Source organism: Aliivibrio sp. A6 (genome assembly GCF_028765505.1).
Classification (GTDB): Bacteria; Pseudomonadota; Gammaproteobacteria; order Enterobacterales; family Vibrionaceae; genus Aliivibrio; species Aliivibrio finisterrensis_A.
Map to the genome: position 1 here is coordinate 1 of NZ_JARACR010000051.1, position 14,819 is coordinate 14,819.

At 38.1% G+C, this 14,819-nt stretch carries 15 protein-coding genes and 1 pseudogene; 11 read left to right on the top strand and 5 right to left on the bottom strand.

Translation table 11 applies throughout. The features are described 5' to 3' along the window. Nucleotides 1–618: pseudogene (locus PVK70_RS17825) on the bottom strand (methyl-accepting chemotaxis protein); the annotation flags it as partial. Between the two features lie 301 nt (nt 619–919). Between PVK70_RS17825 and hinT the strand changes: the two are divergent. The 5 genes from hinT (at nt 920) to PVK70_RS17850 (ending at nt 4,253) form a co-directional block, all read left to right on the top strand. Then, entirely contained in the window at nt 920–1,270 is a 351-nt protein-coding gene (gene hinT, locus PVK70_RS17830; protein ID WP_130049336.1) for a purine nucleoside phosphoramidase, read from the top strand. A 66-nt stretch (nt 1,271–1,336) separates the two neighbouring features. After that, entirely contained in the window at nt 1,337–2,734 is a 1,398-nt protein-coding gene (locus PVK70_RS17835) for a COG3014 family protein (RefSeq protein WP_130049337.1), read from the top strand. Next, nucleotides 2,734–3,123, top strand: a complete 390-nt coding sequence (locus PVK70_RS17840; protein WP_122035087.1) for a YcfL family protein — start codon at nt 2,734–2,736, stop codon at nt 3,121–3,123. Before PVK70_RS17835 ends, PVK70_RS17840 begins: the two co-directional genes overlap by 1 nt. A 45-nt stretch (nt 3,124–3,168) precedes the next feature. Further along, nucleotides 3,169–3,759 (top strand): penicillin-binding protein activator LpoB, encoded by a 591-nt coding sequence (gene lpoB, locus PVK70_RS17845; RefSeq protein WP_130049338.1) that lies wholly within the window; start codon nt 3,169–3,171, stop codon nt 3,757–3,759. A gap of 155 nt (nt 3,760–3,914) precedes the next feature. Next, nucleotides 3,915–4,253, top strand: coding sequence for a YggL family protein (locus PVK70_RS17850; RefSeq protein ID WP_130045294.1), 339 nt, complete (start codon nt 3,915–3,917; stop codon nt 4,251–4,253). 100 nt (nt 4,254–4,353) lie between these two features. Here the strand turns inward: PVK70_RS17850 and PVK70_RS17855 are convergent, their stop codons facing one another. The 4 genes from PVK70_RS17855 to PVK70_RS17870 all read right to left on the bottom strand — a co-directional run bounded on the left by PVK70_RS17855 (nt 4,354) and on the right by PVK70_RS17870 (nt 8,082). Continuing rightward, a complete protein-coding gene (locus PVK70_RS17855) occupies nt 4,354–5,097 on the bottom strand; it encodes a class I SAM-dependent DNA methyltransferase (protein WP_130049339.1) in 744 nt (247 codons plus the stop codon). 263 nt (nt 5,098–5,360) lie between these two features. Further along, entirely contained in the window at nt 5,361–6,143 is a 783-nt protein-coding gene (locus tag PVK70_RS17860) for a sulfite exporter TauE/SafE family protein (RefSeq protein WP_065623928.1), read from the bottom strand. Between the two features lie 10 nt (nt 6,144–6,153). After that, entirely contained in the window at nt 6,154–7,050 is an 897-nt protein-coding gene (locus PVK70_RS17865; RefSeq protein ID WP_130049340.1) for an NAD(P)-dependent oxidoreductase, read from the bottom strand. A 9-nt stretch (nt 7,051–7,059) separates the two neighbouring features. Next, complete coding sequence (locus PVK70_RS17870) at nt 7,060–8,082, bottom strand: TauD/TfdA family dioxygenase (protein WP_130049341.1); 1,023 nt, start codon at nt 8,080–8,082, stop codon at nt 7,060–7,062. A gap of 160 nt (nt 8,083–8,242) precedes the next feature. Between PVK70_RS17870 and PVK70_RS17875 the strand changes: the two genes are divergently transcribed. The 6 genes from PVK70_RS17875 (at nt 8,243) to PVK70_RS17900 (ending at nt 14,745) form a co-directional block, all read left to right on the top strand. Then, a complete protein-coding gene (locus PVK70_RS17875) occupies nt 8,243–9,583 on the top strand; it encodes an aminotransferase-like domain-containing protein (RefSeq protein WP_065623931.1) in 1,341 nt (446 codons plus the stop codon). Between the two features lie 16 nt (nt 9,584–9,599). Next, nucleotides 9,600–10,430: a phosphotransferase gene (locus PVK70_RS17880; protein ID WP_130049342.1), complete on the top strand. Its 831-nt coding sequence runs from the start codon at nt 9,600–9,602 to the stop codon at nt 10,428–10,430. A 128-nt stretch (nt 10,431–10,558) separates the two neighbouring features. After that, nucleotides 10,559–11,110 (top strand): alpha/beta hydrolase YcfP, encoded by a 552-nt coding sequence (ycfP, locus tag PVK70_RS17885; RefSeq protein WP_130049343.1) that lies wholly within the window; start codon nt 10,559–10,561, stop codon nt 11,108–11,110. Between the two features lie 417 nt (nt 11,111–11,527). Next, the gene (locus tag PVK70_RS17890; RefSeq protein ID WP_130049344.1) at nt 11,528–12,817 is read left to right on the top strand and encodes an NAD(P)/FAD-dependent oxidoreductase; all 1,290 of its coding nucleotides are present in this window, start codon (nt 11,528–11,530) and stop codon (nt 12,815–12,817) included. Between the two features lie 173 nt (nt 12,818–12,990). Continuing rightward, a complete protein-coding gene (locus PVK70_RS17895; RefSeq protein ID WP_130045299.1) occupies nt 12,991–14,286 on the top strand; it encodes a DEAD/DEAH box helicase in 1,296 nt (431 codons plus the stop codon). A gap of 9 nt (nt 14,287–14,295) precedes the next feature. Next, nucleotides 14,296–14,745: an exoribonuclease R gene (locus PVK70_RS17900; protein WP_130049345.1), complete on the top strand. Its 450-nt coding sequence runs from the start codon at nt 14,296–14,298 to the stop codon at nt 14,743–14,745. Nucleotides 14,746–14,819 lie beyond the last annotated feature (74 nt).

The window sequence follows — 14,819 nt, forward strand, 5'->3', positions numbered from 1 at the left end:
TTTTTTTACAAACTCAATATCGTTGCTTGCTAGTGCGTCAGAGGTGATTAATTCTGCATCTTCTAGTTTAACAAAGTAACTTTTTGCCATCATTTTAACGGCAATGCTTTCTTGGTCGTTAACGTATTCCTTCATACGAACACTTAATTCAGTGTAAAGGCGTTGGAAGCTACGGATTGATTTCTGTTTTTCATCTTCAGCAAGTAATAGAGCTTGGTAGTTGTTCATGGCTACTCTAGCTTCTGTGAAATACGCTTGTTGAATAGCGGTGAGTTCAGTTCGTTGCTGAGCGCCGGTATTCTTTTGTTCTGCTACCGTTGTTAAGCGCTTAAAGGTTGAGTTAAATGTTTCTTGTGCTGAAGTGAACTGCTCTCTTGACTGTTGCATTTGAGAGGGATCGCGTGTCGTTAAAAAGTCTTTAAATGATTTGTCTGCAGCAAGAAGGGCAACGCTCGTTTCGTTGGATAAACTGACCAAAGGCAATGATTCAGAAGAAACGGATTTCATTTGAGTGTGAATATTACTCGTTCCATTGAGCATTAGTATAACCGTCGTTATAAACAGGATCACAATCAGTGAAAATCCTGCATACATTCGACGTACTACCGAACTGTTCATGTTCTATCTCTCTTATATAATAATTGTATTAAATGTAAAGCTTAAGCCTCAGCTGTGAGACTCTGTCTTAATATGATGACAATATTATTGATAGTATGATTATTTAGTATCACTAATTGTGACAATATCTATAAAAACGACAATTCGTAGCGAGAGGTGACTCTCAAATTTTAAATAGTTTTTTATGTATTAAGAAATTATTTGTGCTGAACTTATGATTCAAGTGATTGTTTTCGACAAATTTGTGACGCATACTAGAGCTAATAGTAAATAAAAAACTGTGTTTTATTGGAGAAGCTTCATGGCTGAAGAAACGATTTTTAGTAAAATTATTCGCAAAGAGATCCCTGCGGATGTGGTTTATCAAGATGATTTAGTTACTGCGTTTCGTGATATTAACCCGCGTGCGCCGAGCCACGTATTGATTATTCCTAATAAGCTGATCCCGACAACAAATGACGTAGAAGCTGAAGATGAGCTAGTCATGGGGCGTTTGTTTACTGTAGCTAAGAAAATTGCGATTGAAGAGGGTATTGCCCAAGATGGTTACCGCTTAATTGTTAACTGTAATCCTCATGGTGGCCAAGAGGTATACCATATTCATATGCACCTTGTGGGCGGACGTCCATTAGGTCCAATGCTATTAAGCTAATAGATCGCTAATATAAGGCTCCGATAGTTGGGGCCTTACTTTTTCAATCAAGAGCATTCTATTTTAATGACATCGATATTAAAAAAAACCATTGTATTGTCTTTTACTCTGCTAATGACAGGGTGTGCGAATCTGTCTGTCGGTAATTTGTTTAGTCATTATTCTGCGCAAACAGATGACACTTATCAGCTAGTTAAAAATGGTGACTCTAAACTTGCTTATAGTGAAGAGCCAGCAGAGATCGGCGGTCCTATTCTCGATAACTTAGAACGTGGGCGAGTGGCTTTACTCAGTGAGCACTACACGGTCAGTAAATCTGATTTTGAAACCGCAGAGCAGGCGGCAAGAGTGCAAAGCGATCAAGCGGTTATCTCTGTTTCAGATTCGGCGAATCAAGTTGGTTCGCTGGTAACGAATGATAATTTAATTGACTATAAACCGGCGGATTATGAGCTCGGTTATTTGCACTTGTATCTTTCACTGAATTATTTAAAGAATAATGATTTAGACGGCGCTCTAGTTGAAGTTCGTAAAGCAAATTATATTCAAGAACAAGCCAAAAGAGATCGTGAGAAAGACTTACGCTCTGCAGAGAAAGAAGCAAAGAAACAAGGTGTAGATGCGAATGTCGGCGCGATTTTAGCTAATTATCCTGATGTGGGTGATAAGCTGGCAACGGTGCAAAATGGCTATTTGTTCTACTATTCTGGTTTGTTATATGAAACGAACCGTAATTACAGCGATGCGTATATCGACTATAAAAGAGCCTTAGCCGTTGCACCAAATAATAAGACGGTTATTGAATCTGTACAGCGTCTCGCTCGACGTCTTGGTATGCGTAATGATATTCGAATGCTAGAGCAGAAGTATGGTGAATATCAGGTTCCTAATCGAACGGATAGCCGTGTCATTATTATTGATGAGCAAGGTATTTTGCCACAGCTTTCGGACTGGCGCTTACGATTACCAATGTGGGATAGTCAAGGTAACTTTGTTCAATACAATCTAGCTTTGCCTTATTATAAAACGACAAACCGTGAAGTATTTACACCGCTTAAAGTGAATGATAAAGCGTTAAATTCAGATCCTGTCGCTGACGTTACCTTGATGGCTCGCAATGATCTGAATGAGCGTATCCCAGCAATGGTTATTCGACAGGCTTTACGTGTTGTTGCAAAAGATGAACTACGAAAAACATCAAGAAACACCAAAGAGGAAGAGCTCGCTAATGCAGTGTTAACTATTTTTAACTCACTGACAGAGCAGCCAGATACGCGTAGTTGGCAAACATTACCGGGTGTGATTAGTGTAACGAGTAAAAAGATTGAGTCTGGTGAGAATCAAATTCAATATTTAGGGAATGAACTAAACTTTACAGTAAAAGATGGTCATACCGTGGTGGTTTGGGTCTCTAGGCAAGGAAAAGCTGTCACATGGTGGCATAAACAGTTAGGAGAAATATAATGAAGAAATGGCTTATCGTATTGTTACTACCATTGGCACTCGCAGCGTGTAGTTCAAGTCAAACCGCTGGTATTAGCGTAGACAGCAGTACTCAGAAAGTATTGTTTGGTGATAATGTACTTGGGCATCGATTATCGGTTGAACAGATAAGTACACAAGACAACAATGGCTTGGTTCGAGGTATTGTGTCAGTTACAAGTAAATTCTCAGGGGATCAACAACTTCAATACCGTTTTTATTGGTATGATGCTCAAGGGCTAGAAGTGAATGGTTCTGATTCACCTTGGCGTACTTTTATTGTTCGTGGTTTAGATACAATGAGCATTCAAGGTGTGGCTATAAAGCCTGAAGCAACTCAATTTCGTGTTCAAATTCGTACATTAGAATAACCTTCTATAATTTAAGATAGAAACCACTTACTAGAGGTAAATAAAATGAAAAAAAGTGTTGTTGCATTATTAGGCTTGGCTGTATTACTCGGTGGTTGTTCTAATAAAGTAAGTTACGGTGATGCTCAAGCGGTTGAAACAACAACGGTAGACTTTGGCTCAACGGATCTACAAAAGATTGCGGGTGAAATGACAGAAAGCATGTTGTCTTCTGGTGCTGTTGCTCAAATTACTCAAGGTAATCGTCCAATTGTTTTTGTTGAGAGCATTAAGAACAAAACAAGCGAGCATATTGATACTGAATCAGTAACAGATTCAATCAGTACTAAGCTACTTAATTCTGGTAAGTTCCGTTTCGTTGATATGGATCGTGTAGAAGCGGTACGTTCACAACTTAACTTCCAAAACAACGATGAGTTAGTAAACCAAAATACAGCGATTCAGTTCGGTAAAATGGTTGGCGCTCAATACATGCTTTATGGCAACCTTTCTAGCATCGTGAAAAATGCAGGTAGCGACAAAGACGTATACTACAAAATGACAATGCGTTTAATGGATCTAGAAACTGGCCTTATCGAGTGGGCTGATGAAACTGAGATCCGTAAAAAACAAGAGAAAAGCTTATTAGGTTGGTAATTACCCAACGTTAATTGATAGCTAAAGAAAGCCAGAGTAGGTAACTGCTCTGGCTTTTTTGTTTGTATAAACTTATTAATTTCTTGCAATCAAAGCTTGGGTAAACCTGACTAAAGGAGTATAAAGGTAGTAGATAAATCAAAGAGAGAAATGTCATGAAACTGAATAAGTTAGAAAACAAAAATCGTCGTATTCGTAAGAAATTATACTTAGGTGAATTTGCGATTCTTGGTTTTGAAGTAAGCTGTGCTACTGAATTTAAAGACTTTGACCAATACGATGCATTTGTTGATGATTTCATTGATTACATTAACAGCATTGACTTATGTTTTGGTGGCGGTGGTCTAGAGCTATTTGAAGGCTTTATCTGTTCAACTGAGCGTTACCGTTCAGCCACAGCAGACGAGCAACTTCTTGTGGCTAATTGGTTAGATAGCCGTCCTGAAGTAAATAAAGTAGAGCTTAGCGAATTGGTTGATGCTAACTACCTATAATCTGTACTCAGAGATAAGATTATTCTGAAGATGAGTTAAATAAAAATCCGTCTTTAATGGGCGGATTTTTTTGTTTGTATTGTAATAATATGTATTAAAGTTATTTTTTCACACAAACCACAATAGCATTACCTGAGCCATCATTTAATGGTGTGATTTTTTCATAATCATGCTCAAACATATGAACGTCAAAGTACGGTTCTAGCAAAGCATTCAGCTGTTCAAAATCAACCGCAACCATAGGGTGCTTGTCGTCCCAAACCTCTGTTACGCCATCCGTTGTTTTTTCTATTTTTAATAATAGGTGTTGTTGTTCACCTTCGCCACAATAGTTCCAGCCTGATTGGAAGCTAAATTGGCTGCCTTCGTGCTCTGCCGGATGTTTTACAAACGAGCGATTGTCGATTTTGTTTCTTGCTACAGAATTAAAGCAAAGTACGCCTTCTGGCTTTAACGCTGCATGAGCGCTTGCAATGCATTCTGACAGTTTTTCAATATTCGCATTGTAGTGAATCGAGTAGAGAAAACAGGTGATTAAATCCAATGGTTCTTCAACCTTGAAGTTACTCATGTCATGCAAAATAAACTCAGCTTCAGGGTTACGCTGCTTTGCAATATCAAGCATAGGTTGGTTTATGTCTAATCCTTTTGCTTGATATCCATAATTAATAAAATGTTTAACGTGCGGGCCTGTACCACACGCTAAATCGAGATAATCTCTTCCTTGATTACCAAAGATTTGATGTATACGGCGAACAAAGTTACTTTGCTCTTGATAATCGATATCAGCACACATTAAATCGTAATAGCCAGATAAATCAGTATATAAAGCGTTAGAGGACATTATAGTCTATCCAAAATAACACCAGTCTACTTTAAGTGTTTGATTAACCGCTTATTTGGAAAGGTATGTAGTAAGTACGTCTGATGAGGAACTGTATAATAGTTAACCCTTAAAGAGACGCGTAGGGCGCGGATATTAATCCAAAAAAGAAAATAAGAATACTAAAATTTTATTGTGGGGGTAATTTGTACTTTTTGGTATTTTTATAAAGATAAAAATAGAGAAGTGAAGCCAGAATCAAAAGGAAGATCCTGGCTAAGTTTTTAAAGAACAATGAATTTGTAAGCTAGCGAACCCATTAATAAGGTGAGTGATAAGGTTAATGTTCTCTTCACTAGATTAGGTCCATATTTGAGAGCTGATGAGCTTCCTATATGATTTCCTAATAGATTCATGATAACTAAAGGTATCGCTAATAAATACAGAACATGGCCAGATAATGTAAATGCAATTAAAGCCCCTATGTTTGATGCAAAGTTAAACAGTTTCGATGTGGCTGATGCAGATACAAGATCAAAGCGAAGTAAATAGTGTAAAGCTAGGATAAGAAAGCTACCAGTTCCTGGTCCAAAAAATCCATCATAAAAACCAATTACAAAAACAGCAGTAGGGACACCAAAAAGAATAATTTTAGGGTTAATGTCACTTTGGTTAACTTCTTTGGCTTTTTTAGGCATAAAAGATAGAACAATACCGATAGGTAGCATACCCATAATTATTTTGCCTATCGTATCTGGGTCAAAATACAAGATGGCTTCTGCGCCAATGTATGCGCCTAATAATCCTGCGGGGATCCCTGTTGTTACTGCTGCCCATACCACTTTTTTGTTTCGAACAAAATTACGAATAGCAGCGATAGTACCTAATGTACTGACTATTTTTTCTTGACCTAAAGCGACTTGAGGTGGAAGTCCTGCAAGAATAAAAGAGGGCACTAAGATCAAACCTCCTCCGCCTGCAACACTGTCAATGAATCCAGCTGCAAATGCAGATAGCATTAACGCGATTAAAATCCATAGTGTGATGTCATTACCTATCCATTCCATTATTGCCTCCTTAAATCGCTAATTCATCTGTAGTAGGTTGATCATAACTTTTAATCAAAATTGAAGTGTCCATTCGACCAAGATTGAGACTTTGTAAGAGCGCATATGACCTATCAATCTCTTGGGTCATAGGTAGAGATAAGTTGTGTTGATTAGCTTCATTTAAGCAAATAGAGAGATCTTTTCTCATCCAATCAATAGCAAAGCCGAAATCAAATTTACGCTCAGCCATAGTCACTGCTCGGTTTTCCATTTGCCATGAGCCAGCAGCACCGTGTTTAAGTACGTTAACTACTTGTTCAATATCAAGATTTGATTTTTCTGCTAAAAGTAGAGCTTCGCTTAGTCCTTTTAATACACCAGCGATACAAATTTGATTAACCATTTTACATCGTTGTCCTTGCCCATTATCTCCTAATAGTGTGGCCTGTTTTGCATAGCAATCTATTGTAGTAACAATTTGGTCGAAGGTTTCTTTTGCTCCGCCGCACATAATAGTAAGTGTTCCGTTTTCTGCACCAGCTTGCCCCCCAGAAACAGGAGCATCAATAAAGTTGATTTTTTTTTGTTTGCACTGTTGAGCAAGCTCTATCGCTAAGTCAGCTGAAACTGTTGTATGATCAACAAGAATGGCATTTTCTTTCATTCCTTCCAGTACGCCTTCTGGGCCATAAACAACGCTTCGGACATCATCGTCATTTCCTACGCAAATAAATACAATGTCACAGTTCTTAGCTGCTTCAGCAGGGCTTGAGGCTAAAAAACCTTTGTATTCAGTACACCATTGAAGAGCTTTATCTAAAGAACGGTTATAAACAGTTGTCTCTAGTCCTGAATGTTGTAAGTGCCCAGCCATTGGGTATCCCATTACACCTAATCCAATAAATGCTACTTTTTGTGCTTCCATTCTATGCTCCTAGTCTTGTGCAATATGTTTATTTTCTTCATTAATAGGGATAATTCGTTCTAATGAGCTCATGCCGAATAAGCGAATTAACCAGCGATCTGTTCCGTCATCTCGTGGTGAAAATCCTTCTCTGCTGTGCATTAAGCGTTGATTTTTTATGATTAAGAAATCGCCAGGTTGATAAGTAATAGCATTATTTAACTCTGTATTTTTGAGTTGTGCTTCCCACATAACAAGAGCTGCTGCAGCTTCTGTTGTGAGTGGTGTTGTATTTTCTTTGTCGTAACGGCAGTAGGCCACGCCATCATTATCAAAGCTGATAAGTGGAAGAATTGTTTTAACAGATTGCTTAAATGAATCTGGTCTTGAGATTTCAAAGTGAGGTTTACTCAACTGTTCAATGACTCCGCTACTTAACTGATTAAGTACATCATCAACGAGTATGAAATTAGATTTAACTTTTAGATCTGAGCGTAATGACATTAGAGATAGGAACTCTGGACAGCCACTTTTATCTGCTATTTTTTCATTAGTAAGAGGGAGATCAGGATTGTCGACATGATGACCAAAAGTATGTTTTGAACCATGTGAGGATTTATCATTTCGCCCTTTTAGTGACGGAACGACATGTCTAAATAGCAGTCCATCGTTTTCACTTTGATATGAAATCGGTTCAATTTTAGCTAATTGATATATGCCAATGTTAATGGCGCTGATGATGGGTAATTTACTTGGTGTAACATAGCCATTATATGGTGTTTTACAAAGGTTTTGATCAATAGGTAAGCCTCTAATAATTAATGCCTGTTGATCTTTATTTTCTTTGAAATTAGAAATCGTATAATTAAGTTCTTTTGTTAAACAATGCTTTATTGTAGTTCCGAACCAGTGGCTAGTTCTTAACCATGATTTATCATCTCCTAATCTCAAGTGAGAAAATGCACTGCTTAATTTCCTTGCTGAATCGTAAGGAATATGAAGTTCTACTATTTTTAGCAACTCTTGGCTGCTTTCTTTTTTTAAATTGAACACTTTCCGTATGTCCTATATGTTAATTACCAACTGAGATTTGACTATAAAACAACCTAATGACATATGTCAATTAAATTGTATTAAAGTATTTCATTCATTATCTGCTAGTAATAAACTAGGTCATAATGTTGTCATATTTGGATTTAGTGTCGGTGAGTAGATGAGTGAAAATAAATTTAAACAAATAGCGGAGACTATTGAGTCACGAATTATTGACGGTATATATCCCCCAAACTTTAAACTTCCTCCTCATAGAGAGCTAGCTAATGAGCTATCGACAACACCTGCTACTATTGCGAAAGCTTATAAATTGCTTGCTGATAAAAAGAGAGTTGAACCATTTGTAGGCAGAGGAACCTTTGTATGTGGTGAGTCACGTTTAGAGCAAGTGATTCAATCTTCTGAAGACAACGGAGACTATAATTTTTCAATATTGCAACCTTGTTTGAACCATAATGTTCAACCGTTAAAAGAAGCATTAGAGAAAGCAGCCAGTCAATTAACCTCAGATCTTATTGGATATACGGAGCATTCAGGGCATGAAGCTCACCGTTTAGCTGGTGTAAATTGGGCGAAAGAATATGGCTTAGTTGGTGGTAATGCCAATAACACCTTACTGACAAATGGCGCACAACATGCACTCTCTTTATTGATTGAGGTATTGACTAAGCCGGGTGATACCATTGCTATTGAAGCGCTGATTTACCCCGGAATTATTGCTATTGCGAGTTTACTTGGTAGGAAAATCGTGGGTGTAGCACTTGATGACAAAGGGATGTCCCCAACAGATTTGACTAGAGTAATTAAACAGCATAAACCTAAATTAGTCATCGTTATTCCTAGCTTTCAAAATCCAACTGGTATAACGATGCCCACAACTCGCCGTAAAGAAATTGCAGACGTCATTATTAAGAATAATATTTATCTAATCGAAGATGATATTTATGGATTTTTGAATGAAAAAGCTATTCCTGCTATTTGTAATTGGTTACCGGATCAAGGCTTTCATATTACAAGCTTATCTAAAGCAATAAGCCCTGCAATTCGATGTGGTTTTGTTAAGGTTCCTGATATACATATTTCAAATGTTGGTGCTCAAATTCGAGCCAGTATTTGGCTCTCTTCTCCAATTAATTACATTGCTGCGAGTGATATGATTGAAACAGGAGTCGCTTATGAACTAGCCAACTATCAACGTGAGATAGCTTTACGCCGACAAGAGATGGTATATGAGATTTTTGGTAATAGTTATTTAAAAACAGATGGTTATCATGTTTGGCTGCCGCTTATGGCACATTGGCAGCAAGATCAATTTGTTTTAGAGGCAAAAAATCGAGGATTAATTGTAAGCAGTGGTAGCTATTTTAATGTTACAGATGCGCACTTGAACCATGTTCGTTTATCTTTAATGTCAATTAATTCAGACGAGAAATTTAAAAAGGGTTTAAAAGCATTATTTGAACTTCTAAATTCAAACAATAAAACCATGTTTCCATTTTAAATAGTTTAGGATGTCGATGAGTTTAAATACGCTGAAATTAGATCTTATTCATGTTGAGTCTCTCACGGGGGGGTTAACTAATGCCTGTTTGAAAGTTGAAGCGAAGGAAGGTACTTTTGTCTGGCGTCCAGTATCTGAGCAAGCGAAAGTACTTGGGGCAAATAGAGACAAAGAACAAGTCATATTAACAGCATTGCAAGCAGTGTCTTTTGCTCCCAATGTTTACGGCTCAAATGATGAGGGTTTATTGGTTGAATGGTTTAAGGGTGATGTGATTGAGCTTGATAAAGCCAAAGACGTTGCGGTTGAACTATTGGTATCAGTTCATCAACTTGCTTTGGATGGGTTTAACGATGAAGTTAAAAATGATGTGATGAGCTTAAAATCACGTATTTTGAGTTATTGGTCATCATTAGAACCAGAAAACCAAACAAGTGAAATGCAAGTTTATGTTGATTACTTCTCTCAAGAAGAAGAACTGCCTTTATTTACTCCTTGTTTATGTCACTTCGACATTGGTGCTTATAATATTATTGTCAAAGAGAAAGGGTATGGCTTGATTGATTGGGAATACGCTTCTATCGGAGATCCTAGCCAAGACTTAGCAACCATGATCATTGCTAATCAGTTCGATGCTGATGAGGTTATTCACCGTTATTGCCTGTTACGAGGTTTTGATGAAAACAAATGGAAGCAAGCGGTGAATAAGTGGACGCCTTGGGTTTGTTTTATGGGGGCGTTATGGTTTTCTCTAGGCCATCAGTTACTGAAAGATGCGTGCTATCAAGAGTTGGCTGAACGAGAAATGAGCAAGTTAAAGAAATTAATGCCATTAATTAAAAAATAAATCGGTAATTATCTAGGCTAGATCACTGTTCTCAGTTTTGCTTAAGTTAATGGCTTTAAAACCATAATTTTCATGGTAGATTAAATTTACTTATATGGACTAATTCTTATTCAGGAACAGGGGGAAACATGATTATTTATCTTCACGGCTTTGACTCAACAAGCCCTGGTAATCATGAGAAAGTGGTACAACTTCAATTTATCGATGAAGATGTTCGTTTCATTAATTACAGCACTCTGCATCCTAAGCATGATATGCAGCACTTATTAAAAGAAGTGCATAAGGTTATTGAGCAAGCTGGCGATCCAAATCCAATTATTTGTGGTGTTGGCCTTGGTGGCTTTTGGGCTGAACGTATTGGCTTTTTATGTGGGATCCGTCAGGTTATTTTTAATCCTAACTTGCACCCAGAAGTGAATATGGAAGGACGTATTGATCGTCCTGAAGAGTATGCTGACATTGCAACTAAGTGCGTAGAAAAATTCCGCCAAAAGAATAAAGAACATTGTTTATGTATTTTATCTAAGAGCGATGATATACGTGATAATGCAGAGACAGCAGTAGAGCTTGAGCCTTATTACCAAATCATTTGGGATGAAAATGAAACACATAAGTTCAAAAAGATCTCTCAGCATTTGCAGGTAATGAAAGAGTTTAAAGAAGCCGAAACCTTAATCTAGTGCCTGTTTGGTAAATTCGATCTAGATATAAAAAACGGTTGCAACATAATAAAAACCTCACAATATCGTGAGGTTTTTTGATCTAAACCAAAGAAACAATCCCTCGTAACAAAATAACACAACTCCTTCATTTATTTTACACCTCAAAAGAAATCTTCTCTATAACATCTATATCTGCTTGATAACATCCGAAATGCAGATATATAATGTTCATACCAATGTAATCATCTAATGAATTACATTGGTCTAAAACAAAGACAAGAAGCATACATTGCTCAAAATTAGCGTAACGTGAACGCTGTTTCCTCAAGACTCTTACTTTTTACGACAATGTGTAATGAAAAAGTAGAGAGCACACATTTTTTAATCTGAGTCGCTCAGGTTGATGCCGTTTTTATTTTTTAGAGGAAGATTGCAATGACTAAGATTGTTATTGTTGGTGGTGGAGCTGGTGGTCTAGAGCTTGCTACTAAATTTGGTCGTACATTAGGTCGTAAAGGTCGTGCAGAAGTTACTTTGGTTGATCGTAAAGCGAGCCATTTATGGAAACCATTACTTCATGAAGTAGCAACGGGTTCTTTAGATGAAGGTGTTGATGCAATCAGTTACCGTGCTCATGCAAAAAACCATTCGTTTGATTTCCAAATGGGTAGCTTATGCGATATCAACCGTGAGCGTAAATTCATCACGCTGGCTGAAATTAAAGATGAGCATGACGAAGTTCTTATTCCGACAAGAGAAATCGAATACGATTACCTGATCCTTGCGATTGGCTCAACATCAAATGATTTTAATACTCCGGGTGTTCGTGAAAACTGTATCTTCCTAGATAGCCCAGAGCAAGCTCACCGTTTCCGTACTGAAATGAACAACCAATTCTTAAAGCTTCATATGCACCCAACACAAAAAACCGTAGATATTGCGATTGTTGGTGCTGGTGCTACGGGTGTTGAACTGTCTGCTGAGTTACATAATGCAGTTAAAGAGCTACGTTTATACGGCTTTGGCGATTTGGATTCTGCAAAGCTAAACGTAAACCTTGTAGAAGCGGGTGAGCGTATTCTCCCTGCATTACCACCGCGCATCTCTGCTGCGGCTCACAGCGAGTTAACTAAACTTGGTGTTAATGTTCGTACGACGACAATGGTAACAAAGGCCGACTCTGAAGGTTTACATACTAAAGATGGTGAGCTTATCCCTGCTCAAATCATGGTATGGGCTGCGGGTATTAAAGCACCTGATTTCATTAAAGACATCGCAGGCTTAGAAACGAATCGTATTAATCAACTTGTTGTTAAACCAACGCTGCAAACAACGCGTGATGACGATATTTTTGTTATTGGTGATTTGGCATCATGTGAAAAGCCTGAGGGTGGTTTTGTTCCTCCTCGTGCGCAAGCGGCACACCAAATGGCAAGCCATGCGTTTAAGAACATTGTGGCTAAGATGACTGATCGTGAAATGAAGCCGTATGTGTATAAAGATCACGGGTCTTTGGTTTCATTAAGTAACTTCTCAACGGTTGGTAGCTTAATGGGGAACCTGACAAAAGGCTCAATGATGGTTGAGGGTCGTATTGCTCGCGTGGTGTACATTTCTTTATATCGTATGCATCAGATTGCATTGCATGGTGTGTTTAAAACAACCTTGATTATGTTGGTTGGTCGTATTAACCGAGTACTTCGTCCAAACTTAAAACTTCACTAATCGGGTCGTTTTAAAACGAAATAGATAAAAAGGCAGAAATACTTCAGTGTTTCTGCCTTTTTTTATGATGGAATAACAAAAAATGTGCGCTAACTCACCGTAAATCATTTATAATGCGCGGCTAAATTATTATCCACTGAATACATAGACTGTTCGCTTAAGGAATCCACTTTATGTCATTTTCATCTCAAGGTTTCGCACCTGAAGTCGTAAAAGCATTAACTGAATGTGGTTATCAGAAATTAACCCCAATCCAGCAAAAAGCTATTCCTTTGGCACGTAAAGGTCATGATATTCTTGCAAATGCTCAAACGGGTACAGGTAAAACGGCCGCGTTTGCATTGCCAGTGATTCAGCAATTGCTTGATTCGAAAAAAACAGCAACGCGTCGTTCAGCTCGCGCTCTGATTTTAGCGCCAACGCGTGAACTAGCAGAGCAAATCGCAGTAAACATTGCGGATTACACAAAATACACATCGCTATCAGTAACGGCGGTATTTGGTGGTAAAAAAATGTCTTCTCAAGAGAGAGCATTAGATCCGGGTGTTGATATTTTAGTTGCTACTCCTGGTCGTCTTCAAGAGCACATTGAAGAGGGCAATATTTCTATCGCGAACCTTGAATTTTTAGTATTTGATGAAGCTGACCGTATGTTAGATATGGGCTTTGTTAATGCGATTCGTAACATCATGATGGAAGTAAATACAGCGCCACAAATCATGTTGTTCTCTGCAACGTCTTCTGCACAAATGAACAAATTAGCGAGTGATATTTTACGTCGTCCTAAGCGCATCTCAGTAGACCGTGAAAACATGACAGCAACAACAATTGCTCATGTGGTTTATCCGGTTGATGAAGAGCGTAAAACAGAATTACTTTCTGAGTTGATTGGTCGTAAAAACTGGCAACAAGTTCTGGTATTTGTAAACTACAAAGAAACAGCAAACAACATTGTTAAAGAGCTTAAGCTTGATGGTATTAAAGCGGTTATTTGTCATGGTGATAAAGCACAAAGTGCTCGTCGTCGTGCGTTAGAAGAGTTTAAAGAAGGCAAAGCTCGCGTAATGGTTGCAACCGATGTTGCTGCTCGCGGCCTTGATATTGCTGATTTACCACACGTAATTAACTATGACATGCCTTTCTTGGCTGAAGATTATGTTCACCGTATTGGTCGTACTGGTCGTGCGGGTAAAAAAGGTCATGCGATTTCGTTTGTTAGTCGCGAAGAAGAGCTAACGGTTGTTCAAGTTGAAACGTTAATTCAGCAACGTATTCACCGTGTAGTTCAACCAGGTTACGAGCCTAAGAGTCGTGATGCGTATATTGAAAAAGTAAATACGAAAGCAGGTTTTAAAGATCGTAAAGGTCGTACAAACAATGCTAACGTTGATCAATCATCGGCAGAGCGTCGTATGCGTTTGAAAAATGTGATCCAAAAGAAAGCTGGCATTACTAAGCTTAAAAAGTAGGAGAGAAAAATGGAACGTGATTATACTTTCTCTTGTTTAGTAACAATGCCGCGCCATGAACTTGAAGAGTTTAGCCACCGTGTGATTAGTCGTATGGTGCCAGAAGAGACAATCCAAGAGATTTTCACTTTTGAACAAGAAGAAACAGCAGATCAAGATCGTATGCAAACGGCTCAATTAGACGCGATGTTACGTCTTGCCGCTGTTGCACTTGGTGAAGTGACTCATGCGTTTTCTGAGTCTGAAAATTCACAACAAAACAGCTTACGAATGATGCGTCTTGTTTTATGGCATACCTATGCAATGCTATTTAATTTAGAAGAAGCGGTATCGTTAGAAGAGCACTGTGAATTGGTTGAGAAGATTTTAGCGAAACCACCGACAGATGCGTTAAATTGGTTGCCAATTTTATCTAAATTACTTGGTGATTACGCCGCGATTGCTGCGAAACAGAAGTAACGCTCTTCATAAACCAAAGCAACTCATTAAATTATATAAAGCGCCAGTGGTTACTACCACTGGCGCTTTTTATT

Excerpts from the sequence above, each read along its gene's own strand:
- PVK70_RS17875 (WP_065623931.1), top strand. The coding sequence starts at position 8,243 with ATGAGTGAAAATAAATTTAAACAAATAGCGGAGACTATTGAGTCACGA.
- PVK70_RS17835 (WP_130049337.1), top strand. The coding sequence starts at position 1,337 with ATGACATCGATATTAAAAAAAACCATTGTATTGTCTTTTACTCTGCTA.
- PVK70_RS17840 (WP_122035087.1), top strand. The coding sequence starts at position 2,734 with ATGAAGAAATGGCTTATCGTATTGTTACTACCATTGGCACTCGCAGCG.
- PVK70_RS17850 (WP_130045294.1), top strand. The coding sequence starts at position 3,915 with ATGAAACTGAATAAGTTAGAAAACAAAAATCGTCGTATTCGTAAGAAA.
- PVK70_RS17895 (WP_130045299.1), top strand. The coding sequence starts at position 12,991 with ATGTCATTTTCATCTCAAGGTTTCGCACCTGAAGTCGTAAAAGCATTA.
- PVK70_RS17900 (WP_130049345.1), top strand. The coding sequence starts at position 14,296 with ATGGAACGTGATTATACTTTCTCTTGTTTAGTAACAATGCCGCGCCAT.
- PVK70_RS17860 (WP_065623928.1), bottom strand. The coding sequence starts at position 6,143 with ATGGAATGGATAGGTAATGACATCACACTATGGATTTTAATCGCGTTA.
- PVK70_RS17855 (WP_130049339.1), bottom strand. The coding sequence starts at position 5,097 with ATGTCCTCTAACGCTTTATATACTGATTTATCTGGCTATTACGATTTA.
- PVK70_RS17890 (WP_130049344.1), top strand. The coding sequence starts at position 11,528 with ATGACTAAGATTGTTATTGTTGGTGGTGGAGCTGGTGGTCTAGAGCTT.
- lpoB (WP_130049338.1), top strand. The coding sequence starts at position 3,169 with ATGAAAAAAAGTGTTGTTGCATTATTAGGCTTGGCTGTATTACTCGGT.
- PVK70_RS17880 (WP_130049342.1), top strand. The coding sequence starts at position 9,600 with ATGAGTTTAAATACGCTGAAATTAGATCTTATTCATGTTGAGTCTCTC.
- hinT (WP_130049336.1), top strand. The coding sequence starts at position 920 with ATGGCTGAAGAAACGATTTTTAGTAAAATTATTCGCAAAGAGATCCCT.
- PVK70_RS17865 (WP_130049340.1), bottom strand. The coding sequence starts at position 7,050 with ATGGAAGCACAAAAAGTAGCATTTATTGGATTAGGTGTAATGGGATAC.
- ycfP (WP_130049343.1), top strand. The coding sequence starts at position 10,559 with ATGATTATTTATCTTCACGGCTTTGACTCAACAAGCCCTGGTAATCAT.